This window comes from uncultured Roseovarius sp. (assembly GCF_947489715.1).
Taxonomy (GTDB): Bacteria; Pseudomonadota; Alphaproteobacteria; order Rhodobacterales; family Rhodobacteraceae; genus Roseovarius.
In genome coordinates, this window is the sequence record NZ_CANLER010000002.1 from 398,669 (window position 1) to 421,052 (window position 22,384).

The 22,384-nt window shown below is 56.5% G+C and carries 16 protein-coding genes; 7 read left to right on the plus strand and 9 right to left on the minus strand.

The features are described from left to right. Nucleotides 1–13: 13 nt before the first annotated feature. The 5 genes from Q1B27_RS07625 to Q1B27_RS07645 form a co-directional block, all read right to left on the minus strand. Nucleotides 14–1,195, minus strand: a complete 1,182-nt coding sequence (locus Q1B27_RS07625; protein WP_299846033.1) for an aminomethyltransferase family protein — start codon at nt 1,193–1,195, stop codon at nt 14–16. Further along, nucleotides 1,192–3,522: a molybdopterin guanine dinucleotide-containing S/N-oxide reductase gene (locus Q1B27_RS07630; RefSeq protein WP_299846037.1), complete on the minus strand. Its 2,331-nt coding sequence runs from the start codon at nt 3,520–3,522 to the stop codon at nt 1,192–1,194. The genes Q1B27_RS07625 and Q1B27_RS07630 overlap by 4 nt, the downstream gene beginning before the upstream one ends. Beyond that, entirely contained in the window at nt 3,519–5,594 is a 2,076-nt protein-coding gene (locus Q1B27_RS07635) for a proline/glycine betaine ABC transporter permease (RefSeq protein ID WP_299846040.1), read from the minus strand. Before Q1B27_RS07635 ends, Q1B27_RS07630 begins: the two co-directional genes overlap by 4 nt. Before the next feature lie 3 nt (nt 5,595–5,597). Beyond that, complete coding sequence (locus Q1B27_RS07640) at nt 5,598–6,674, minus strand: glycine betaine/L-proline ABC transporter ATP-binding protein (RefSeq protein ID WP_299846043.1); 1,077 nt, start codon at nt 6,672–6,674, stop codon at nt 5,598–5,600. 166 nt (nt 6,675–6,840) lie between these two features. Beyond that, a complete protein-coding gene (locus Q1B27_RS07645; RefSeq protein WP_299846046.1) occupies nt 6,841–7,791 on the minus strand; it encodes an ABC transporter substrate-binding protein in 951 nt (316 codons plus the stop codon). Nucleotides 7,792–7,970: 179 nt separating this feature from the next. Between Q1B27_RS07645 and betI the strand changes: the two genes are divergently transcribed. Continuing rightward, nucleotides 7,971–8,654 (plus strand): transcriptional regulator BetI, encoded by a 684-nt coding sequence (betI, locus tag Q1B27_RS07650; protein WP_299846049.1) that lies wholly within the window; start codon nt 7,971–7,973, stop codon nt 8,652–8,654. Here the strand turns inward: betI and Q1B27_RS07655 are convergent. Continuing rightward, complete coding sequence (locus Q1B27_RS07655; protein WP_299846051.1) at nt 8,651–9,556, minus strand: DMT family transporter; 906 nt, start codon at nt 9,554–9,556, stop codon at nt 8,651–8,653. The two genes, betI and Q1B27_RS07655, sit on opposite strands and share 4 nt — an antisense overlap. Nucleotides 9,557–9,768: 212 nt before the next feature. Here Q1B27_RS07655 and Q1B27_RS07660 point away from each other — a divergent pair, with 212 nt between their 5' ends. Genes Q1B27_RS07660 through Q1B27_RS07670 form a run of 3 tightly spaced genes read left to right on the plus strand, consistent with a single transcriptional unit; the run spans nt 9,769 to nt 13,021 of the window. Then, the gene (locus Q1B27_RS07660) at nt 9,769–11,424 is read left to right on the plus strand and encodes a choline dehydrogenase (RefSeq protein WP_299846053.1); all 1,656 of its coding nucleotides are present in this window, start codon (nt 9,769–9,771) and stop codon (nt 11,422–11,424) included. Between the two features lie 30 nt (nt 11,425–11,454). Continuing rightward, on the plus strand, nt 11,455–11,844 hold the full coding sequence (locus tag Q1B27_RS07665) for a VOC family protein (RefSeq protein WP_299846056.1): 390 nt from the start codon (nt 11,455–11,457) through the stop codon (nt 11,842–11,844). A gap of 7 nt (nt 11,845–11,851) precedes the next feature. Continuing rightward, entirely contained in the window at nt 11,852–13,021 is a 1,170-nt protein-coding gene (locus tag Q1B27_RS07670; RefSeq protein ID WP_299846058.1) for an aminomethyltransferase family protein, read from the plus strand. Nucleotides 13,022–13,039: 18 nt separating this feature from the next. On the opposite strand, the gene Q1B27_RS07675 is transcribed toward Q1B27_RS07670, so the two are convergent. Then, a complete protein-coding gene (locus tag Q1B27_RS07675) occupies nt 13,040–14,665 on the minus strand; it encodes an amidohydrolase (RefSeq protein WP_299846061.1) in 1,626 nt (541 codons plus the stop codon). A 79-nt stretch (nt 14,666–14,744) separates the two neighbouring features. After that, complete coding sequence (locus Q1B27_RS07680) at nt 14,745–16,340, minus strand: ABC transporter substrate-binding protein (protein WP_299846064.1); 1,596 nt, start codon at nt 16,338–16,340, stop codon at nt 14,745–14,747. 196 nt (nt 16,341–16,536) lie between these two features. Between Q1B27_RS07680 and Q1B27_RS07685 the strand changes: the two genes are divergently transcribed. From Q1B27_RS07685 to Q1B27_RS07695, 3 genes are read left to right on the plus strand one after another with little or no spacing between them, the layout of a single operon-like run. Further along, the gene (locus tag Q1B27_RS07685) at nt 16,537–17,439 is read left to right on the plus strand and encodes an alpha/beta hydrolase (protein WP_299846825.1); all 903 of its coding nucleotides are present in this window, start codon (nt 16,537–16,539) and stop codon (nt 17,437–17,439) included. Further along, nucleotides 17,436–18,701 carry a malonyl-CoA decarboxylase gene (locus Q1B27_RS07690; RefSeq protein ID WP_299846067.1) on the plus strand — a complete coding sequence of 422 codons (1,266 nt, stop codon included), beginning with the start codon at nt 17,436–17,438 and terminating at the stop codon, nt 18,699–18,701. The genes Q1B27_RS07685 and Q1B27_RS07690 overlap by 4 nt, the downstream gene beginning before the upstream one ends. Beyond that, nucleotides 18,694–20,223 carry a malonyl-CoA synthase gene (locus tag Q1B27_RS07695; protein ID WP_299846070.1) on the plus strand — a complete coding sequence of 510 codons (1,530 nt, stop codon included), beginning with the start codon at nt 18,694–18,696 and terminating at the stop codon, nt 20,221–20,223. Before Q1B27_RS07690 ends, Q1B27_RS07695 begins: the two co-directional genes overlap by 8 nt. A 729-nt stretch (nt 20,224–20,952) precedes the next feature. On the opposite strand, the gene Q1B27_RS07700 is transcribed toward Q1B27_RS07695, so the two are convergent. Beyond that, on the minus strand, nt 20,953–22,254 hold the full coding sequence (locus Q1B27_RS07700; RefSeq protein WP_299846073.1) for an ABC transporter substrate-binding protein: 1,302 nt from the start codon (nt 22,252–22,254) through the stop codon (nt 20,953–20,955). Nucleotides 22,255–22,384 lie beyond the last annotated feature (130 nt).

A 22,384-nucleotide genomic window follows, 5' to 3' on the forward strand; every position in this document is an offset into this window, starting at 1 on the left:
TTGCTTCGCTTGGTCAGATTGCAGGGCGTTCGGGGATGCTGCGGTCTACACCGCGCACAATGTTCTTTTCTTGGTCAAAGAACGGTGGCTGGACGATGTCGCCACTGTGCAGGCTGCCGTCCGGCAGGCGCATAGAAAGGGTGCGACCGACCCAATCGCCGGGTGCATTGAAATGCACATAGCCCACCCCAACGCCCAGAGTGGGTGACGGAATGCCGGCGGTGATCCGGCCGACCACGGTGTCACCCTCCATAACCACGCTGCCCGCAGCAGGGGTTTGAGTGGCGCATGTCAGACCAAACAGGCAGGACCGCGTATCCTTGCCCACCAGGGCATCGCGCCCGACGAAATCGCCCTTTTCCATATTGATAAAAGGGGCCAGTCCCGCCTCGTACGGTGTCATGTCCGGCGTCATGTCTGTCAGGTTGCCAAGGATGCCCCCTTCGATCCGGCGGATAGTCAGCGCACGGGTCGATGAGAATTCCATGCCATGTGGTTCCCCACAGGCCATCAAATGATCCCAGAGTGCCAGGTGATCGGTTTTGGCCCCGTCAGAGTAGACTTCGAATCCAAGCTCATTGGTGAACCCGGTGCGCGAGACATAAAGGGTCTGACCACCCAGATCAAAATAACCCGAACGGAAATACTTCAGGGTCTCGTCAATCGCCCCTCCGGACGCCGCTTTCATGATCTCAATCGACGTCGGCCCCTGAATTTGCAGCACTCGGCTGTGCGGGTCGGAAATGCTCACGTCAAAGCCTCCGGAATGCGCCATCAGCCATGCCTCGAACGGGCCATCGGCCTGAACGTACCAGAACCGATTTTCGCCGAGTTTGAACATGACACCGTCCATGAAAACACCGCCCTGAGGCGTGCAGGCGATGGCATAGTATCCGCGCCCTTCAGCCATGGTGGCGACCTTGCGGGCAAGTACTTTTTCAAGGAAGGGCACAGCGTCCGGCCCCGAGATTTCAATGGGCTTTTCGGGCACGTCAAAGATCAGCGCCTTCTGGCGCAGGCACCAGTATTTTTCGAGATAGTCTTCGCCGGTGAAGATCGGGAAGTAGCGCCCGGCATAGACGCCGCGGATCATTTCCGGGCAATCGGTGCGTTCGATAAAGGGGGATTCCTCAAAGCGGCGGGCGCTGATGGAAACGTTGTTTTGCAGGTCGGAGGCTTCCTGGAGGTTGCTCATGTCTTAATCTCTGGATCGTTAAGTGTGTTGGGTCGAATGATGGAAGGAGGCTCATGGGCGGTGACCTTGGGCGGCGCTTCGGTGAAAAGTTCAACCTCTATCAGGCAGGAATGCGCGCTCGGGCCCTGGCCTAGTTTCGAGGTGCCCTTGTCGCGAGTCAGGACATTGGGATTACCGTGTTTGCACAGGCCGTTTTCATCCGGATCATACCAGGCGCCGGTGCTCATCTGCACCACGCCGGTGCGTATGCCCGGGTCAATCACAACCCCGCCCAGACAGGCACCCCTGTCATTGAACAAGCGCACGATATCGCCATCCTTCAATCCGCGCATCGCGGCATCATAAGGGTGGATGTGTAGCGGTTCTCGCCCCGCAATTTTTTTGGCTTTGCTCACACCGCCATGATCAAGTTGCGAATGCAGCTTGTCGCGGGGTTGGTTGGAGATCAGGTGCAGAGGGTACGCATCCACAGCGCCAAGCCATTCATAAGGCGCGCGCCAAACCGGATGCCCGGGGCAATCCTCATACCCGAAATCGGCGACACTCTGACAGAAAATCTCGATCTTGCCGCTGGGGGTGGCCAGAGGATTGGCAACAGGATCAGCGCGGAAACCCTCCAGCATGATCATGGGCTTGGCCGGATCATCCAGCTTGAACCAGCGCTGCTTGATGAACTGATCATAGGGGGGGATTTCAATGCCCTGATCAGCACAGTTCTGCTGTGTCTGATCGTAAATCCAGCGTTGCCAGTCGGCTTTGCTGCGCCTTTCGGTAAAGGCATCTGCGACACCCATCGTACGGGCAATATCTGTGAAAATGTCATAGTCGTCGCGTGCCTGCCCATTGGGCTCGGTCAGCTTGGACATAGACACCACGTATGGATCGCGCGGGGTCATTGCCATGTCGTCGCGCTCCAGTGGCGTGGTGCAGGGCAGCACAATATCGGCATGTTTGGCCAGTGGGTTCCAGCACCATTCGTTGACAATAATCGTGTCGGGTTTCTGCCACGCCTGCCTCATCAGGTTCAGATCCTGATGGTGGTGAAACGGATTGCCCCCCGCCCACCAGACCAGCCGCGTGTCAGGGTATTCATAGCGTACGCCGTCAAAATCAAACGGCTCTCCGGGCTGCATCAGCAAATCCGTGATGCGCGCCACCGGGATAAAATCCTTAACCGGGTTCTGCCCCTGAGGAAAGGATGCCCCAGGGATAATCGTATGATTGCCCCCGATGAAGTTCATCGCGCTGTAACCAAAGCCAAAGCCCCCGCCGGGCAGCCCAATCTGACCCAACATTGCCGCCAGCGTGATTGCCATCCAAAATGGCTGTTCGCCATGATCTTGCCGGGTCAGGGACCAGCTGACCGAGATCATCGTCCGCTCGGCCGCCATGCGCCTCGCCAGCGCGCGGATTGTGTCCGCGGGAATTTCACAGATATCCGCAGCCCAATCCGCCGTCTTTGGTGTGCCGTCGGTGTCGCCCATCAGATAAGGCAGGAAGGCGTCAAACCCTTCTGCGTAGCGTTGAAGGAAGGATCGGTCAGTCAAACCGTCCATCTCGATCGTATGAGCCAGCCCCAGCATCAACGCCACATCCGTATTCGGACGCAAGGCCAGCCAATCGCCGCCCACATCATCCAGCACGTCGGATTTTAGCGGGCTGATGTTGACGAAATCAATGCCGGCCTTTCCGGCCGCAAGCAGGCCGTCGCGCTGGACATGACAGCCGGTACCGCCCTGGCTGATCTGACCGTTCTTCAGAGGCACCCCCCCGAAACACACAAAAAGCTGCGTGTGATCGCGGATCACATCCCAACTGGTGCAGGTATCCAGATAATCGCGGAAACTTCCAAGGATATGCGGCACCATCGCCTCGGCCGCGGCAAAACTATAGGTGTATTTTGAGCTGGTAAAGCCGCCGATGCAGTTCAGAAACCGCTTGAGCTGACTTTGGGCGTGATGGAACCGCCCGGCACTGGCCCAGCCATAAGACCCGCCAAAGATGGCCTGATTGCCATACGTCTTGCGCACCCGGTTCAGTTCCTGTGCGACCAGCGTGTTGGCTTTGTCCCAGCTCACTTCGACAAAAGGATCGGTACCGCGCTGGTCCGTCCGGGTTCCCGGCCCGCCCGTCAGCCAGCTTTCCCGCACCATCGGCGCATCCACCCGCGTGGGGCCGTGCTGTACATCCAGTATGCCGGGACCAATGGGCGAAGGATCGCGATCATATTCAAAGGCCTGCAATTCCTGCACCCGACCATTACCCACCCGCGCGCGATAGGTGCCCCAATGCGAGCTCGTCAATGGCAGATCGTCTTGCCGGGTCATTCGACACTCAATCCCAGTTCTTCCTGACGCTTGCGGCTCCAGGCGTGGGTCATGCGGTCGGTGATGATGGCGATGATCGCCATGCCGATCCCGGCGATGATACCGACCCCGAAATCGCCGTCACTGAGGCCGATATAGACGATCTGTTCAAGGCCATTGGTACCAACAAGAGCAGCAATCACCAGCATCGCAATGCCGTACATGATGGTCTGGTTCAGCCCCAGCATCATCACCGGCAAAGCAAGCGGGACCTTAACCTGCCACAGCATCTGACGGTTTGTGGCCCCGATCATGGTGGCGGCTTCGATAACGGTCGCAGGCAGGCTGCGCAGCCCGTGTTCGGCATAGCGGATGGCAGGGACAATCGCATACGCGATGATAGCCAGAAGGGCAGTGAATTCGCCGATCTTGAACACCATCACAAAGGGGATCAGCAGCACAAACAGCGGCATCGTCTGTAACGTGTCATTGAACGGGCGCACGATGGCTGAAACCGTATCGTTATGTGCGGCCCAGATCCCAATGGCTGTACCTGCGAGGAAAGAGATGAGCACGGCGATACCACAGAGGTAGATCGACAACATCGCCTCGGGCCAGATGCCGGTGACGACGATGAAGCCAAGCCCCAATGCAGTCCCAAGGCCCAGAGCGCGCCCACCGATTTTCCAGCCCGCCACGGCACAGATCAGCAAAAGCGCAGGCCAGGGCATTCCTGTGAGACCGAAATAGATCACGATGGCAAAGATCAGGATCGCAATACCGGCATTGACCTTGCCGCGGTAACCGGCCCATCCGGCCAGACCAGTCATGACAAGCGCATAGCCGATCTTGTGCGCAAGCGTCAGTTCAAATCCCCAGGTGAAGGGGCTGACAGCGCCCTGAAGGCCGATCTTGGCGGGGAGCATGACAAAGAAGAAGGCCAGTTTCTTGACGGCTTCGATCTCATCACGGAAATTGACCACCATATAGGTCAACCCGTCATTCATCCCCTTGGCGGGGCTGACTTCCCATGCGCGCGGCCATTCGTTCAGGTCACCAATGATCTGCGCCAGAACGAAAAACAGGGCAGCACCAAGCGCCGCGACAATCCAGATACGGTACTTTTGGGCAAAGCTTTTGGCGTCGGGGTCGTAATCCCCGGACCGGGCCGCAAGGCCGACAGTGATCCGGTCAATCACCATGGCCATCAGCGCAATCACCATGCCAGCCAGCAGGCTTTCGCCGAACTGGGCCTTGCGGATGGTCGACAGAACCTCCCAGCCGATATCGGCGGTACCGCCGATTATGGATGCGATGATCACCATGGAAAGCGAGGCCATCGTCGCCTGATTGACACCCAGAAGAAGCTGTCTGAGCGATGAGGGCACGCGCACCTGCCAGAAAAGCTGACTGGGCTTGGCCCCTGACATCAACCCGCTTTCGATCACCTCGGGCGACACGCCCCGCAGGCCCACGATGGTGTTGCGCACCATCGGTGGAAAGGAATAGAGCACGCTGGCAATCAGCCCGACCACCGTGCCAAAGCCGAAAAGCATCAGGATCGGCAGCAGATAGGCAAAGGATGGCACCGTCTGAAGCACGTCCAGCATGGGCATGATCGCGCGCTCGGCGCGGTTCGAAAAGAACCCCCAGACCCCAAAGGCAAAGCCCACGAGAATGGCCAGCGGCACCGAGATGGCCACCAGTGACAAGGTGTTCATGCTTTCGGCCCAGTAGCCGATAACCAGCATGTAGAGAATCGAGAACAGCGTGAACGCCGCCAGCTTCCACCCCGACGCCGCCCAGGCGATAGTACAAAACAGGAAAGCCGTCACCGACCAGGGCAACGCGTTAAGCACAAAACGCACCGCCTTGATCGGCCATTCCAGCGCCCAGGAGATACCGAGGAAGAACCAGCCAAGATAGGCGACGATCCAATCCATGATGGCGTTGAGCCAGTCGGCAATCGGCAGGATCAGATCCTTGGGATACTTGGCCAGCCAGGTCCATTCACCCTGAAGGGCAAGACACAATAGCGTCACGCCAATCACACCCAGCCAGTGCAAATCGCCACGGGTGAATTTGAACGGCATGCCCTATGCCTCCTCGGGTGCCGGAATACAGCCAGCGGCCAGTGCCGCCGTAAGACCGCGCGCCGTTGCAACACCAAGGACAGAGCCGTCTTCCCCTTCTACGACAACACCGCTGTTATTAGCGGCCAGTCTGGGCAGCAGTGTTTCCACCAACGTCCCCCTAGCGACACGTTTCAGCTCGGCGGTTTCTGAGGCCGTATCATCAAGTATATCTTCGGCGCGCAAAATACGTTCCCACGGGACGTCCTGTGTGAACTCGCGGACGTAACCGTCAGCTGGGTTCAGGATCAGGTCAATCGGGCGCCCGATCTGCACCACCGCCCCGTCGCGCATGATCGCCATGCGGTCGGCGATGCGCAGGGCTTCTTGGAAATCGTGGGTAATAAAAACAATGGATTTATGCAGCTTTTCCTGAATGCGAAGGAATTCGTCCTGCATCTGTTTGCGGATCAGCGGGTCAAGCGCTGAAAAGGGTTCGTCCAGGAACCAGACATCCGGCTCAACCGCCAACGAACGTGCGATGCCCACGCGCTGTTGCTGGCCGCCGCTCAGCTCTTTGGGGAAGTTGTTTTCACGGCCTTCCAATCCGACCAGTTCGATCACACGTTCGGCCTGTGCATAGCGCTCAGTCTCGGTGACCCCCTGCAGTTTCAGCGGAAAGGCAATGTTATCGATGACATTGAGATGCGGCATCAGACCAAAGCTTTGGAACACCATGCCCATCTTGTGACGACGAATGTCGATCAGCTCGGCATCGGATTTCTTCAGCAGGTCTTCGCCATCCAGCAAAATTTCCCCTGCCGTTGGTTCAACCAGCCGGGAAAGACAGCGCACGATGGTTGATTTGCCGGATCCAGAAAGCCCCATGATTACAAAAATTTCACCGGCGTGAACGTCAAAACTGACATCTGCATTTGCGACGATATGGTCCGCATCGCGAATGGCATCTGAATGTTGGACGGCGTCAGTTACACGCCCCTGCGTACCCTCGAAGAACTGTTCGGGTTGCCTGCCATAGACCTTCCAGACGTTCCGGCATGACAGTTTTATGTCACTATGGTCATTGGTCGGGGTCTTCATCTGATGCTCCGGATCGAAGGGCTGTATTGCGTCTCAATTGTATGGATCATGTCACGCGTGATGAAACCGTTGCCGGTTTGGTCAGATGTGGCAAACGAAATCTGTTTGGTGATCGGGGCGGCCAGTCAATAAATCCGCCCCGATCCAAAGCAATGCATCAATAGGGTTACTGCATTGCCTCGTCGATCCAACCCTGCCACTTGGCCTCGTTTTCGGCCAGCCATTCAGCAACGACCTCGTCGAGATCGCGGCCCTGATTGTCCACGGCCAGGATTGCGGCATTTTGTTCTTCATTGGTCTGAGAATAGAGCGACAGCATTTTGTAAGCGGCGGGCCACTTCTCCTCGAAACCACCCCAGACGACCTTTTCGACGCTAGCCTGTTCAAACCCGCAGGCAGTCTCGCGATCCTGATTTTCTTCGATGCAGGCCTCGTCTGTCGGGTTCCACTCAACCCAGTTGAGATCCAGGTCGGCGAAAATCCAATGGGGCTGCCAGATCATCATCAGGATCGGGTCACCCGCAGCATAGGCTGATTGCAGTTCGGCCATCATCGCGCCTTCGCTGCCACCCGCGACCGGATTGAATGGCAATTCGATCCCGGCCACAACATCGCGTGACCGCGTACCCCAGTCAGCCGGGTAAGTGATCAGACGGCCGTTCGGGAATGTTTCAGCCGAGGCAAAGGCCTGGGCGCAATCATAAAGCGCCTGATAGCTTGGCAGGCCAGGACATTTTTCTTCCATGTAAGGCGGATAGATCCAGCCTTCACGCGGTTCCAGCCCCAGATCGCCCAGCACAACGATATCCCCTGCCTCAACAGCCTTGGGGTACAGATCACCAATATTGTTGGTCCAGACCTCTGCCTGGAAATGCAGATTGCCCTGCGCCAGCCCCGCATGCTGTGGCAGCGCGCCCGCACTGACATATTCAATGTTGTAACCCATCTTCTTGAGCAACTCGCCAGCAATTTTTGTCGATACATGCTGGCCGGTCCAGTCATTCATAATGACCTTGATGACGTCATCGTTTTCCGGAACGTCAGCCGCAATGGCCGCGCCTCCGGATACAAGCAGAGCGAGGGCAGCGCCTCGCGCGGCGTTCAGAATACTTTCCATGTTTCCTCCCGGTTTTCAGATGTGATGCACGATTTTGTTTTCAGCGCACATTCATCCTTGGTCTTATTGTTCCAAAAACTTACCATTAGAAAGTTTTTCGTGTCAATGGTTGAATCTTTTGGGTTTTGCCGCCACAATCAGATGTGAGATGCAGTTTAGTTTAATGAGGTTTTCATCAGATGCGATCCAGTTCCATTCGAGCGATCAGACGCGCCGAGCTATCACGCGCAGCCTTTGAGGCAGTGATTCGATATGGATTACGCAAGACAACACTGGACAAGGTGGGCGACATTGCAGGTGTGTCGAAAGGCGTTGTTCTGCACCATTTCAAAGACAAAAGCGCGTTGCTTGAGGCGGTGTTTCGCAGATCAAACTCGTTGCTCAGCGAATCCGTCGTCGAGCTTTATCGCTATGCAGAAACCCCTTACGAGCGGCTCTGGGCAATTATTGTTGCCAATTTCTTTGAAACGATCTTCAATCGCAGGGTCTGTCAGGCATGGGTCTCTCTGATCTCGGAAGTGCCGCATAACCAGGAATGCCAACGCGTCCAGATCGCCAATAACGAACGCATCAGAAGCAACCTGATGCACGAACTGAAACATTTCTTGCCAGAAGATGAAGTCGCACAGGTAGCGCGCCACTTGGGTGTTCATATCGATGGCATTTGGGTGCGCGCCGGCCTGTTGCCCGACCCTATCGAAACCAGTGCAGCCGTCTCCGAGATGGAATATGCCGTTTCAAAACTGCTGCCCTTTGACGAAATCAGCGCCGCAAAACACAAAGAAGCCCGCAAGAAGATCGAAACGATTGCGCAAATTGCGCTGGGCTCCAAGGCGTTCCAAGAAAAATCCTTGCGGGTCTAACGGGCTGTCAAATGCGCCTTGCGCGCGGAACGCAGTGACAAAAGCGGGTCCAGCATGCTCGCCCCTGTGATCAGGATTACGCCAGTCAACTCGCGCATGCCAAATGGCTCTCCGGCCAACAGGGCCACGGAAACTGCCCCGACAACGACTTCGGTCATGAACAAAAGGCCGACCAGGCCAGGACTGAGGAATTTCGGCCCCCAAAGGGACGCATAGGTTCCGGGCAAGATCAGCAGGACCATGAAAACCAGCAGCGTCGGCAACGCGGGCAGGGTCTGGGCGACACTTGGGACATGGTGAGAGGCCAGCAAGACCGCGGCACCAACCGAAAACACCAATGACCACTGAAAGAACCCAACTGTCAAATCGATGGCCGAATGATCGCTTTTCATGCGAATGCGTACCGCCGCGACTGCCCACAGGATGCCGGCGCACACTCCGAGCCAGTCGCCGATATTTTGTGGAACCGGGAACCGCACACCCAGTCCGAATATGGTCAACATGCCGGCAATCGCCAGTGCCATGGCGATGATGCGGGTCGGTGTAATCTCATCGCCCAAAACAACTCGCGCCAGGATCGTCGCCCAAACCGGTGTGAGGTAAAACAGCAATATAGCGCGCACAACCTCGGTGTAGACGATGGAGGTTGAATACAGCAGCAATGCCCCACCCGAGAGTATTGCCGTTATCTGCAATTGAACCCCACCCTGACGAACATGCTGCCATCGCCACAGGGTGACAGGTAAAAGGCATATCGTCGGGACAAGAAAATAGACAACCGTGATCCACAGCCCATGCAAGCCGGCGTCTTCGAGTATCCTGAGAGGGATCCAGAACAATCCCCAAACCGCCCCGGCATAAAGACAGGCAAGTTTGGCTTTGAATTCAACAGGCGCGCTCACGGAGCGGCCCCTGCCGTTGCAGGGCGGGCGTTAAAAAATAGCTGCACAGGAAACCTTCAGCGGACGGTGATTTCTCTAACTAACCATTGGTAAGTTTATTGTCAAAAGGTAAGTTATTCTTTATAAAAGGTAGTCAGGGGATGCGCAAAGCAACCGTTCATGGACCACAGGATTCGCTGCTGGGTTCGTCACCACGCCAAGGGAAGACCGACATGGAATTTGATTACATCATTGTGGGCGCGGGATCAGCGGGCTGTGTCCTCGCCAATCGCCTGACCAGTGATGCAAAAAACCGGATTTTATTGCTAGAAGCAGGCCCGGACAATACCGCGCTTTCCCTGAAAATGCCCGCCGCCGTCTTGTCGAACCTGAACAGCACCAAACACAATTGGGCCTTTCAGGGCGAACCCGAGCCAGAGTTGAACGGACGCCGTATTCAGCATGACCGAGGCAAGGCCATAGGCGGATCTTCGTCGATCAACGGAATGGTTTTCATCCGCGGACACGCATTGGATTACGAAGGCTGGCGTCAGGCTGGCTGCAAGGGCTGGGGCTATGCCGATGTACTGCCCTACTTTAAGCGCATGGAAACCTATGGCGGTGGCGCAGATGCATATCGGGGGGGCACAGGCCCGCTCTACGTGCACCGTGCTGATCCCCAAGACCCGCTAACACTGGCGTTTCTCAAAGCCGGGCAAGAGGCTGGATACCCCGCCACCGACGATGTCAGCGGTTTTCGCCAAGAAGGCTTCGGCGTCTCCGACCGCACCGTTTTCAAAGGCGAGCGGTGGAGCACAGCGCGCGCCTATCTTGACCCCGTGCGAAAGCGATCGAACCTGACAATCAAGACGCAGGCGCAGGTTCAAAACCTGATCTTTGACGGGACCAAGGCCGTGGGGGTCGCTTATACCGACAACACCGGGACTGCGCAGACCGTGCATGTGCGAAAAGAAATCATCCTCAGCGCAGGCGCAGTTGGGTCACCCCATATCTTGATGCTGTCTGGGGTTGGCCCAGCTGAGCATCTTCAGGATATGGGCGTTGACGTGCTACACGACCTGCCCGGCGTGGGGCAGAATCTGAATGACCACCCCGATTTCGTGCTGAAGTATAAATGCAAGCAACCCGTTTCTTTTTGGCCCAAGACAAAGCCGCTGGCCAAGCTTGCGGCTGGGATTCAATGGATCACGACACGCAGTGGCATCGTGGCATCCAATCTGTTTGAAGGGTTGGGCTGCATCCGGTCCGGGCCGGGTGTGGAATATCCCGATTTGCAGATCATTATTTCACCAATCGCGGTTGATGACGCAACTTGGGAACCGCTTCAGGAACACGCCTTTCAAATCCATGTTGGCCTGATGCGCGCACACAGCCGGGGCAAAATCGAACTGCGCTCGTCTGATCCCAGTGATCCTCCGAGCATCTTGGTGAATTATCTGAAGGACGCTCGGGACCGCGAGTTGATGCGCAAAGGCATCCGGTTGGTCCGAGACCTTGTTGATCAACCTGCGTTTTCTAACCTCAGAGGGGATGAGATTTTTCCGGGCCACGATGCCCAATCGGACGAAGATCTTGATCAGGCTCTGAATGCGCACGCAACGACACAATGGCACCTGTCCTGCACGGCCCGGATGGGTGCCGCGACCGACAAGGGCGCTGTAGTTGATGCCAGTGGACGGGTGCACGGTCTGTCTGGACTGCGGGTGGTCGATGCGTCGATCATGCCGTTTGTCACCAACGGCAACACCAATGCCCCCACCATCATGCTGGCCGAAAAACTGAGCGATGACATACTGGGCCGCGCGCCGTTGCCCCGGATAGAAACTGACGTCTGGCGCAACACGGAATATGCAACCTGCCAGCGATGACTGGCTTTCATCCCACAATGGAGTGACCTTATGATCGGTTATGTAATGGTAGGAACCAATGATCTGGACCGAGCTGCTGCGTTTTACGATTCTATCCTTGCCCCGTTGGGTTTGATGCAAGTCGAACGCGTGGAAACCTTCTCCGCCTACGCCCCCGTGGCCGCGAAAGACGCAATTGAATTCTACGTCACCACGCCATTCGATCAGCGCCCAGCGACGCCCGGTAACGGTATGATGATCGCGCTTGCCGCCCCGTCCATTCAGGCCCTTGAACAATTTCACACAGTTGGTTTGCAAAACGGTGGTACCGATGAAGGCGCCCCCGGCCCGCGCGAAGAAGACAGCGACATATGCTACGCCTATGTCCGCGATCCGGACGGCAACAAGATCTGTGCCTTTTGCTTGGATCCGCAGGATTAGGCAACCGATGAACGACCTTCCCGCCCTCGACCCAGCCCGCATTTTCCCGACCTATGTCGGCAGCAACGAACTGTCGCCCTTTTATCCCTGCTATGCCAACGACCAGACCGTGTTGCGGCTGGCGGCTGGCCGCTTCTTTGCCCATTACAACGGCGATGATCCGGTTGCGGGCTACTGGGCCTTACGCAAACACGCGGCCCTTTATGACGTGCCCGAACGCCCGGTCGCGATTTCTGGGCCCGATGCCGTGCTTTTCCTTGAACGCATCCTTGCGCGCCGCATCGCCAATATGAAACTGGACAGAGGGCGTTATGCCGTTGCCTGCACGCATCAAGGCGGGGTGTTCATGGATGGCATCCTGTTCCGACTGGCCGAGGACCGGTTCTGGTTCGTGCATCCCGATGGCGATCTGGACACGTGGCTTTTGGCCCATAACGACGGCTTCGATGTCACCGTCAGCGATCCGCATTCCCGCGTGTTGCAGATCCAGGGACCAAAGTCCTATCAGATCATGCAGGGCGCGTCGTCGGGCGCCATTACAGAAGACCTTAAGTATTTCCACGCCGGCTTTTTCGATCTGGGCGGTCAGCAGGTCTATGTCTCGCGCACCGGCTGGACCGGCGAGTTGGGCTATGAAATCTACACGCTTGGAGAAGCGACGGATTGCCCCCGGCTGTGGGATCATCTGATAGCACATGGCGCGCCCCACGGCATGGTCTTCAGTTCCATGCAATCCATGAACACCCGCCGTATCGAGGCCGGCATTCTGGACAGCGGTAGCGATTTTGACAGTACCATGAACCCGTTCGAGGCGGGGCTGGAGCGGTTTGTCGATCTGGACAAGGAGGGCTTCATTGGTCGCGACGCAGTGCAGGCCGCCTCCCCCGGCACCCGGCTCTATGGTCTGCGCTGCGATGGTGTCATCCCAAGTGGCGGCGATGTGATACTGGACGGCAACGCGGCTGTCGGAAAGGTCACGACCGGCGCGCAGTCACCTTATCTGGGCTGCGGGATCGGATATGTCAGGTTTGATGAGCCCGGCGATTGGCACGGACGACAATTGACCCTGCGACCCGCCCGGTACGGTGAGGCCAGCTGCGACATCGTGGAGCTGCCGTTTTACGATCCGGACAAACGCTTGCCGCGTGGATTGCCCCTGGAAGAGCCCCCCGGCTAGACGTCAGCCACCTGCACATCACTCGGAGCGATAGACACATGTTCCCCGGCGAATGGTCCGGGCGACGCGCGTCTGGCTCAGCAGCTCGGGCCGTGCCACCGGATTGTGCGTCAGAATGGCAAAGTCAGCCAGTTTGCCGGGCTCGATAGACCCGCGCTCGCCTTCCTGAAATACCTGCCAGGCAGCTGTGATTGTCTGGGCCTTGAACGTCGAAAGCACCGAAATCCGCTCATCTTCGCCCAGCACCCGCCCCGTTGCCGTGCGCCGGTTCACCGCGCAATGGGCCAGATGCAGGGGCCGCGTGGGCGTGACCGAGGCATCATTGTGGATTGTAAAGGGAACCCCCATTTTCTCTGCTGATGCCGCCGGAGAGATGCGCTCTGCGCGTGATGGCCCCAGAAAGGTATCGAAATGGCGGTCCCCCCAAAAATGGATATGCGCCGAAAAGAAGCTAATCGTGACGCCCATGTTGGCCATTCTGTGCAGTTGATCGTCTCGCAGGACCTGCCCATGGATCACGGTATGACGGTGGTCATCCCGAGGATTCGTTGCCAATGCGTCGGATATCGCATCCAGAAACATATCTGTTCCAGCGTCTCCATTGCAGTGACAATGGATCTGTAACCCCATGCCATGCAACTTCGTGACGTTCTCGGCGAACTCTTCTTCGTCGCAATAGGGCATGCCAGACGGCGCCGTTGGGTTCGAGGGACGGTGGTAGGGCGTTGTCAGATAAGCGGTCTGCAATTGAAACGCCCCATCGGTGAACAGCTTGCGCGGACCCAGTGAAAAGTAAGGTGTGTCAGGCCAGTCCAGATCAATCTTTCCCTGCGACAGGCCGGGTTCCAGCGCCGCTTCGGGTAAAAGAACGAGATCAATACCCGGGTCATGACCCTCGGGCAGCCCGGCGAAGTGTTCCAGAAGACGTTTGGAGGCCCATGCATTCTGGGCAAAGGTCACGCCCTGTGCCAGATAGTTATCGCGACAAGCATCGAACCCCTGCCAGAACCGTGCGCCATCAATCAGAAAGTCTGTCGCGCCCAGATCGCCCATCGCCGAGATACCTTCGATCAGGCCTGTCAGCGCGCCGGTCTGGGGATCGCGCCCAAAGCGCCCTCCAACCGGATCGGGCGTGTCCGCAGTCAGGCCTTGTGTTTCCAGCGCCAGTGAGTTGGCAACGCCGTTATGTCCCGACGCGTGGATCACCCAAATCGGATGATCGGTTGAAACTCTGTTAAGCTCGGCCAGCGTAGGCATGCGGTTTTCTGCGATTGCAGTATTGTCGAACAAAACCCCCATAACCCACTCGCCCCCGGGTGTTTGCGCGGCTTTTGTAGAGAGACGATCAAGCGCCTCGGCCATTGTGGAACAGTCCCCTCTTGGTGGTGCTGCCAGGTCCACCCGAAACAGCGCGATAAACCCGGGATCAGGGAAATGCCCATGCGGGTCGATGAATGCGGGGATCAGACATCGCCCCCGCAGATCGACCTCTTCTACAATCCGGTCCGGCCCGGCACGCAACTCGGCCTCGTCGCCGATCGCCAAGATTCGGTCACCACCGGTCAAGACCGCCTGCACCTTAGGCTGGTCGTCGTCCATCGTCAGAATGTCACCGTTAAAGTAAAGGGTAGTGGATCGAGACATGGGTCAGGGGTGCTCCGGGCCGGAAACAAAAAATTCCGCGCCAAGGAATGGCGCGGAATTAAGTTTTACAAGTCTAATATCAGACCATCCACCAACGTTCCATGATCCGCCGGCCATCAAAACCGCGCACCCAAGACACATCGCCATGGGCGATCTTGTCGTTGCGGGCATGAACCGAGTTGCCGAACATCGGGATGATGCTGCCACCGTCATCACGCAGCAGTTCTTGCATCTCGCGATACATCTCGCCTCGCAATTCTTCGTTCAGCTCGGCCCGGGCCGATTTCAACAATTCATTGAACCGCGGGTTATCCCATTGCGACTCGTTCCACGCCGCGCCCGGTGCAAAGGCTGTGGACAGCATCGCGTCCTCGGTCGTGTACCCACCCCAATAGCTGGCGCTCCAGGGCTTTTTCATCCACACATCGGACCAATAGCCATCGTTGGGTTCACGCACGACATTGATGTTGATCCCTGCCTTTTTGGCCGAGGCCTGGAACAGCACGGCCGCATCCAGCGCCCCACCAAAGGCGGCATCCGACGCGCTTAGGTCGACAGTGATGTCACCTAGCCCGGACTTCTGCCAGTGATGTTTGGCCTTGTCGGGATCATAGCTGTTCTGTTCGATATCGCCCGCGTGGTAACGATACGACGGTCCGATCGGGTGGTCATTGCCGACAACACCGTGACCGAACAGAATCTTATCGACAATCTCCTGCCGGTCGATGGCGAACTTCAAAGCCTTGCGCAGATCGGGATTGTCGAACGGTGCGATCTCACTCATCATCGGGAAAGTATAGTGCAGTGGGCCAGCGCCTTCTTCGATGATCACGTCAGAGCGTTTTTCAAGCATGGATAGCGTTTTCAACTCCACGCTGCCGATGCAATCGACCTCGCCGGTAATCAGCGCATTCGTCCGTGCCGATGAATCCACGATCGACATCAGGTCGATCGTGTCTGCATGCGCGGCCCCTTCCTTCCAGTAGTTTGGGTTCCGCTCGAACTGATAGATCTGCCCGGGTTGTTCATTCTTCAGAATGTATGGGCCCGAACCACCACCGGTCCAATCGATCCCGCCATCCTTCGATGGGTAGATGGTGAACAATGCCTCGTTGAAGTTGTACGGGAAGTCCGCGTTGCCCTCGGACATCGTAATGACCAGCGTATCAGAGCCATCGGCCTTGATCTCGGTGACAGTCTCCAAAAGCGGTTTGCCGACCGATGTAGTATCTTCACCTCGGTGATAGTTGAGCGATGCGATCACATCGTCGATGGTCATCGTCTTGCCGTTGTGAAATTCCACATCCGTGCGCAGTTTGAACGTCCAGACCGTCGCATCAGGTGATGACGACCATTCCGTGGCCAGCGACGGCACCAGATTGCCAGAGGCATCCACCTCGGTCAGGGTGTTGGCGACGCCGTAAACGGCCGTCCACTGGATGCCGTTGGTGATCGTTGCCGGATCAAGCGTGTCGGAGGTCGAGCCGTGCGCCATGGCCAATCGCATATGGCCACCTCTCTTGGGGGTCGAAGCATGCGCCTTGCTGAAAAGGCTCGAACTTGCACTCAACGCCATCCCAAGAGCTGCGGTTCGACCCATGAATTCGCGCCGCGACATGCGGCCCTTTTCGATCTGGCCAACCAGCCATTGCGCGTGTTTGTCGCGATCGTTCATTTTTTACTTCCTCCCATGTTGTGACGCGCGTTTGCAGTTCACGCGCGGCAGGGGACAAGCAGCCCCATTGCCAAAAAACCTACCATTGGTCAGTTTTGTAAGTCAATGTTAATTTTATAGACGATAAGTTCGTTTTTACTGGTTTCGGCGACAACCAACAATTAGATTGCGCTCAAAGAAGGAGCAGCAATTGACAGTGCCAGGGCATCTCAGCACGGAAGCTCGGCGTATTCTGAGCGAAGAACAGAATGCGCCGTCCAATCGCTCGGCAGAAAACCTGCCGGCGTTGCGAGCAAAGACAAAATCTTTCATCGCACCCGCCGTCGAGCGGATTTTGGAAGCTAACAGTGTGATGACAAAAGGCATCATCATCAACGGCGTGCCTTGCTTGGAAGTGAGACCACCTGAGCTCACGGCGCCTTGGCCCATTCTTTACGGTTTCGGCGGTGGATTCGTTCAGGGCAGCCCATTTGAGGATTTGACAATCGCCGCACCACTCTGTGCGATGACAGGCGCAAAGTTGGTTATACCAAACTATCGTCTGGCGCCGGAGCACCCTTGGCCAACTGCAATCGACGACGGTTTTGCCGTTTACCAGGCACTTTGCAAAAAACCATTCGCGATTGTCGGGGAATCTGCGGGTGGCAACCTTGCCCTCGCACTGATGCTGCGCGCCCAAAAGGCGGGCCTGCCTTTGCCCGGTGCAGTTGCGCTAATTTCTCCATGGTGCGATCTTGACACTTCCAGCGATAGCCAGGCGTTCAATGATGGGCGGGATCCGTCCCTTACCACGCAATGCTCCGAGGCCGCGGCAAGGCATTATGCCGGGGATAACGATATCACAAACCCGGACATTTCCCCGATCTACGGAGACTATAACTGCAGTTTTCCGCCATGCCTCATCACGACAGGCACGCGCGATCTGTTGCTTAGCCTGTCAGTTCGACTGGCAACGGTCCTTCGAGAGAGTGGCATCAATGTAGATTTGCAGGTCTGGGAAGGCCTGTGGCATGCCTTTGAATGGGATGACCGCATTCCAGAGTCAAATAAGTCCCTAAGTAACATCGCAACATTTCTGGCAAGGCATTTTATTCAATGACTCTGACTGATCTTCTCTCAACGGTGTTCGAACGGCGATATCGCCGTAAGATACATGGGGCAATTGATGGCCGTCCCATTGCCGAATTGGCAGATGCATTGGTCGGATCCACTGGGGAAGTCTCTGGTCTGGCGCTTGCAGAGGAAATCTTGTTGCGGTTCGAGGCGATGGACGACGACACGAAGCTCGGGTTTTTTCGCTACCTTGCCACTGCAATGAACATTGATCCGGAAACCGTTCGGGCCACCCTGCACGAATATGAAGAAGGCCCATCAAAAGCATCCTACCGCGCCTTTGCTGCAGCGGCGGAACCAGCCCGACAGGAAATGGTTCGACGCTTGAATCGAGTTCCAGGTGCCACGGGTGCGCTGGTACGTATGCGTGCCGATCTCCTCCGGCTCGGGCGGGGAGAGCCTGACCTTGAGGCATTGGATCTGGATTTCCGGCATCTATTTGCCAGTTGGTTCAATCGCGGTTTTCTGGTGTTGCGCCCGATTAACTGGGAAAGTCCGGCGCATATTTTGGAGAAGATTATTGCCTATGAGGCGGTGCATGCCATCGATAGCTGGGATGATCTGCGTCGCAGGCTGGAACCAACAGACCGGCGTTGTTTCGCCTTCTTTCATCCCGCGATGCCCGACGAACCGCTGATCTTTGTAGAGGTTGCTCTGACCAAGGGCATTCCGGTATCAGTACAGACCCTGTTGGCGCAGGATCGTGAGGCCATGCCCGAAGAGGAGGCTGATACGGCGGTTTTTTATTCGATCTCCAACTGCCAGCCCGGGTTGGCCAGCATTTCGTTCGGGAATTCACTGATCAAGCAAGTGGCATCGGATCTGGCGTCGGAACTCCCGGAGCTCACGACGTTCGTCACTTTGTCCCCCATCCCCGGCCTGACCAGATGGCTGGAGAAGGAAAACAACGAATGGGACGACGATCAACCGCAACGGATGAAGGCGCTGGCCGCCCATTATCTGCTTAATGCCAAGGGACAGGACGGCCTTCCGTTCGACCCAGTCGCGCGCTTTCACCTTGGAAATGGGGCGTTTGTCCATGCGGTGCATGCGGATGCTGACACTTCGGATAAAGGCCGAACGCAGTCTGGTGGAACCATGGTGAATTATCTCTATGACCTATCCAAGGTTTCTCGGAACCACGAAAATTTTGTGACAACCAAAGAGGTAGTGGCAACCGCGGAAGTAAAAACTCTTGCCGGTACCGCCACTTACTCACAGACGCAGGGAAGAATTTCCAATGGTTAACCCTCTTTATGATGGCCTATTCGGACGACACGCAGGGAAGACGACGCCATTCCTGCATCTTCTGGACGAGTCAATCATCACGCATCAGGACTTTCTCGGCCGCGCCGCCCAGATAGCCAATGTGATGCAACAACTTGGCTTGAAACCCGGTGATCGTGTCGCCGCTCAGATCCAAAAGTCACCGGAAGCCCTGGCACTGTATGCGGCCTGCGTACAAGCGGGTCTCGTATTCCTGCCACTGAATACCGCCTATACAGTCAATGAACTCACCTACTTCATCGAAAATAGCGGCGCCTCTCTGATTGTCTGTGACGGCCGGAATAAAGCGCAGCTTGCACCAGTGGTAAGCAAGCTGTGCGCAAAGGTTGAAACCCTGAATGCGGACGGAAGCGGCTCGCTTAAAGCCAAGGCGCAAGAGATGCCCACCACGTTTGCAACGGTTGACCGCTCCGAAAACGACATTGCCGCATTTCTCTATACATCAGGAACCACAGGGCGATCGAAAGGTGCTATGCTGACGCAGCAAAATCTTCTATCGAACGCGCTGGCGCTGGTTGAGGCTTGGAAGTTTACCGCAGACGACGTCTTGCTTCACGCCCTTCCAATCTTCCATACTCACGGTCTGTTCGTGGCAACCAACGTCACTCTGGTAGCCGGTGGCAGCATCATCTTTATGCCGAAATTTGATCTCGATGTGATGGTCGAACGTATGCCCGAGGCGACAACCCTGATGGGTGTTCCAACATTTTACACGCGCTTGCTGGAAGACGAGCGTTTCAACCTGGCATCGACCGCGCATATGCGGCTGTTCGTGTCTGGTTCCGCGCCACTGCTGGCGGAAACTCACGTTCAGTTTGAAGAACGTACGGGGCACCGCATCCTCGAACGATACGGTATGACCGAAACCAACATGAACACCTCCAACCCCTATGACGGGCATCGACGTGCAGGAACGGTGGGCCTGCCGTTGCCAGGGGTCGAGGTCAGAATCTGTGATGCCGATGGCAATGAATTGCCTCAAGGCGACATTGGCGAGATCGAAGTGCGCGGCCCAAATGTCTTCAAAGGTTACTGGCAGATGCCTGAGAAAACCGCCGCCGAACTACGCGAGACAGGGTTTTTCATCACCGGTGATCTGGGGCAAATTGACGAAGATGGCTATCTCCATATTGTTGGGCGCAACAAAGATCTGATCATTTCCGGTGGATACAATATCTACCCCAATGAAATCGAGCTGGTGCTGGATGATCAACCCGGCGTTCTGGAAAGCGCGGTTGTTGGTGTGCCCCATCCCGATTTTGGCGAAACCGTCATTGGCGTGGTGATCGCCGAGCCGAGCCAATCACCTGATCTTGACGCAATGATGGATGCCGTACGTGTATCACTTGCCCGCTTTAAACATCCGCGCAAACTAATCCTGCTGGATGAATTACCGCGGAATACGATGGGTAAAGTTCAGAAGAACATTCTGCGAGATCATTATAAAGTCATGTTCGCGCCCGCCTGCCCCGAGATTCGCTGACCCGTGCGGCGAAAGGTCAGTTTGGAATCCCGCAACAATGACCGATTTGAACGACTGCTTCGCTGACAAATGCTGCAGAGCCAAGCGCGCACCGCTGCATTTGCGAACAAATGCTGCGTCAGCAATAGCTGCAACGGCATCAGACCGGTTTGTCCGCATTGCCGGCATCCGGGACTCTTATTGGTCTATCGGTGGTATCCGCAAAAAACGAGCGCCTATAAGCCGCTCTTCTAGCTTCCTCGCCTGTAAGCAGTCGCTGCTGTTTCGGTAAATTTGGATCGGGTTTGAGCAGGTTCGACCGCGATTGTCTTTCATGACAAAGGAAACACCTCGCTTCGACGGTAAAAACTCAGGCTGATACGCAGGATGCAGGTTTTTAAGCTTCCTTATCAGCGCGGTTCTGAATTGAGGTGACGAGACAGGCAGTTGAGAAGACATGTTTCAGCATAAGCGCCTACACAAGAACAAGACAACTGCAGCTTGGTCTGCTTTTCAGCAACTCGTGACCGTACGACCTATTAAGCCTGCCGGATACCGAAAATCGCACCGACGTAATACCGACAAAATACCGACGTTATACCGACATGGGTTTTTCAGCGTTTTCAGTGAATTAACCCGATTCTCCCACAGCAGGCTCAGAAACTGAGTATTTCGACGGTCGAGAATATCCCGCAGAACGAACAGACCGCCAATATCTGATGTTGGGCTTTAGCCCACCACCAACCGCTCTCAGCTCTCCACCGTCCGCGCGCTCAGCTCCGGGCCCGCATCCGTGCGATTCAGCCGTTGCTGCCACATCTGTCCCAGGTCCAGCATCTCGGCTTTCAGCAGATCGCTATGCCGCGCCAGCCAGTCGGGGATCGCGCCGAATTCGACGATCCGCGCCTTGCCCTTCTGCACCGTCACCACCGGCCAGTCACCGATCAGCGCGTTGTTGATACCAAAGATATCCCGCCCCCACCATTCCGCATGGCCAAAGGCATGGGTCACGTGGCCCAGCTGTTTCATCGCCGCCAGCACCGAGACCGGATTGACCGTGCCTGCCTTTTCGACAGCCGCATGCCAGATGTCCAGAATGGCGGCATATTCCCAGCTCACCGCGCTCCAGCTGCCGGGAAAGCGGTTATTGTATTCCTCGTAGAACACATTGGGTTGATTGAAGAAAAACGCCTTTTCCCTAAGCGCCGGATCATCGAAATCCGGGAATTGAAACACCACACCTTCCATGAATTCGCGGCTGGTTTTCTCAACCAGCGCCTCGTAATGGTCCAGCGTGCAGGACAGAATCTGCCCCTGATAACCTTGGCGATAAGCATATTCCGTCATCGCATGCACCATCGGTGTATAGCTGGTGCACCAGCATAAAATATCCGGATTTTGGTCCAGCATCGGCTGCACGATCGCGGCGGCATCGCCGCCCTCAGCGGGGTATTTCACCTCGTGGACAATTCCGATCCCCGCCGCCTTGAACGCCGCGCGATAGGTAGCCAGCGACGGCAATCCCATACCGTCGGTCTGTGTGCACATTGCCACGGTCTTCAACCCGGGTCGCGTGCGCGCCAGCCACTCCACCCCGGTGACCACATAGATCGGATGTACCTCGCTGGGGGCAATCAGATAGGGCGTGTCGGGGGAAAGGTCGCTGGGCAAAAGGGTCGACGTCAGGATACGCCGATCCCCCAGGAAATCGGCCACAGCGGCAAAGCTGTCCCCGCCCAGCATCATCATCAGCTTGATCTCATGTTCCTGCACCAATTGCATCGCACCATCGCGCGCCTCAACCGGGTCATCGCCGCAATCATACGCATGAATTCGGATCGGATACCGCCGCCCACCAATCAGCAGGCCACCGGCATTGTTCAGCCAGCTTTCCCAGATTCGGCAGCCATGTAATCCCGGCAATCCCCAGGATTCGACCTGCCCCGACAAGGGCGCCAGAAAACCGATGTCGACGGTTTTCGCCATTCCAACGGACAATCTGGGCAAGGCCCCCGATATCGCCAAACGCTGCGCAAAGCTCGAAGATTCCATGATTTCTTCTACACCCTTCTGTTATCTCACCCAATCAATTTGCCACCGCATCCCGATTATTGTTGACATATTGGTACAGTATTTGGCTTACTAAAAGGAACCAAAAGTACCAAATAATAAAATTTGGTTC

Bases quoted from the DNA above. Each gene is read 5' to 3' on its own strand.
- Q1B27_RS07625 (WP_299846033.1), bottom strand. From the start codon at position 1,195: ATGAGCAACCTCCAGGAAGCCTCCGACCTGCAAAACAACGTTTCCATC.
- Q1B27_RS07630 (WP_299846037.1), bottom strand. From the start codon at position 3,522: ATGACCCGGCAAGACGATCTGCCATTGACGAGCTCGCATTGGGGCACC.
- Q1B27_RS07635 (WP_299846040.1), bottom strand. From the start codon at position 5,594: ATGCCGTTCAAATTCACCCGTGGCGATTTGCACTGGCTGGGTGTGATT.
- Q1B27_RS07640 (WP_299846043.1), bottom strand. From the start codon at position 6,674: ATGAAGACCCCGACCAATGACCATAGTGACATAAAACTGTCATGCCGG.
- Q1B27_RS07645 (WP_299846046.1), bottom strand. From the start codon at position 7,791: ATGGAAAGTATTCTGAACGCCGCGCGAGGCGCTGCCCTCGCTCTGCTT.
- betI (WP_299846049.1), top strand. From the start codon at position 7,971: ATGCGATCCAGTTCCATTCGAGCGATCAGACGCGCCGAGCTATCACGC.
- Q1B27_RS07660 (WP_299846053.1), top strand. From the start codon at position 9,769: ATGGAATTTGATTACATCATTGTGGGCGCGGGATCAGCGGGCTGTGTC.
- Q1B27_RS07665 (WP_299846056.1), top strand. From the start codon at position 11,455: ATGATCGGTTATGTAATGGTAGGAACCAATGATCTGGACCGAGCTGCT.
- Q1B27_RS07670 (WP_299846058.1), top strand. From the start codon at position 11,852: ATGAACGACCTTCCCGCCCTCGACCCAGCCCGCATTTTCCCGACCTAT.
- Q1B27_RS07675 (WP_299846061.1), bottom strand. From the start codon at position 14,665: ATGTCTCGATCCACTACCCTTTACTTTAACGGTGACATTCTGACGATG.
- Q1B27_RS07680 (WP_299846064.1), bottom strand. From the start codon at position 16,340: ATGAACGATCGCGACAAACACGCGCAATGGCTGGTTGGCCAGATCGAA.
- Q1B27_RS07690 (WP_299846067.1), top strand. From the start codon at position 17,436: ATGACTCTGACTGATCTTCTCTCAACGGTGTTCGAACGGCGATATCGC.
- Q1B27_RS07695 (WP_299846070.1), top strand. From the start codon at position 18,694: ATGGTTAACCCTCTTTATGATGGCCTATTCGGACGACACGCAGGGAAG.
- Q1B27_RS07700 (WP_299846073.1), bottom strand. From the start codon at position 22,254: ATGGAATCTTCGAGCTTTGCGCAGCGTTTGGCGATATCGGGGGCCTTG.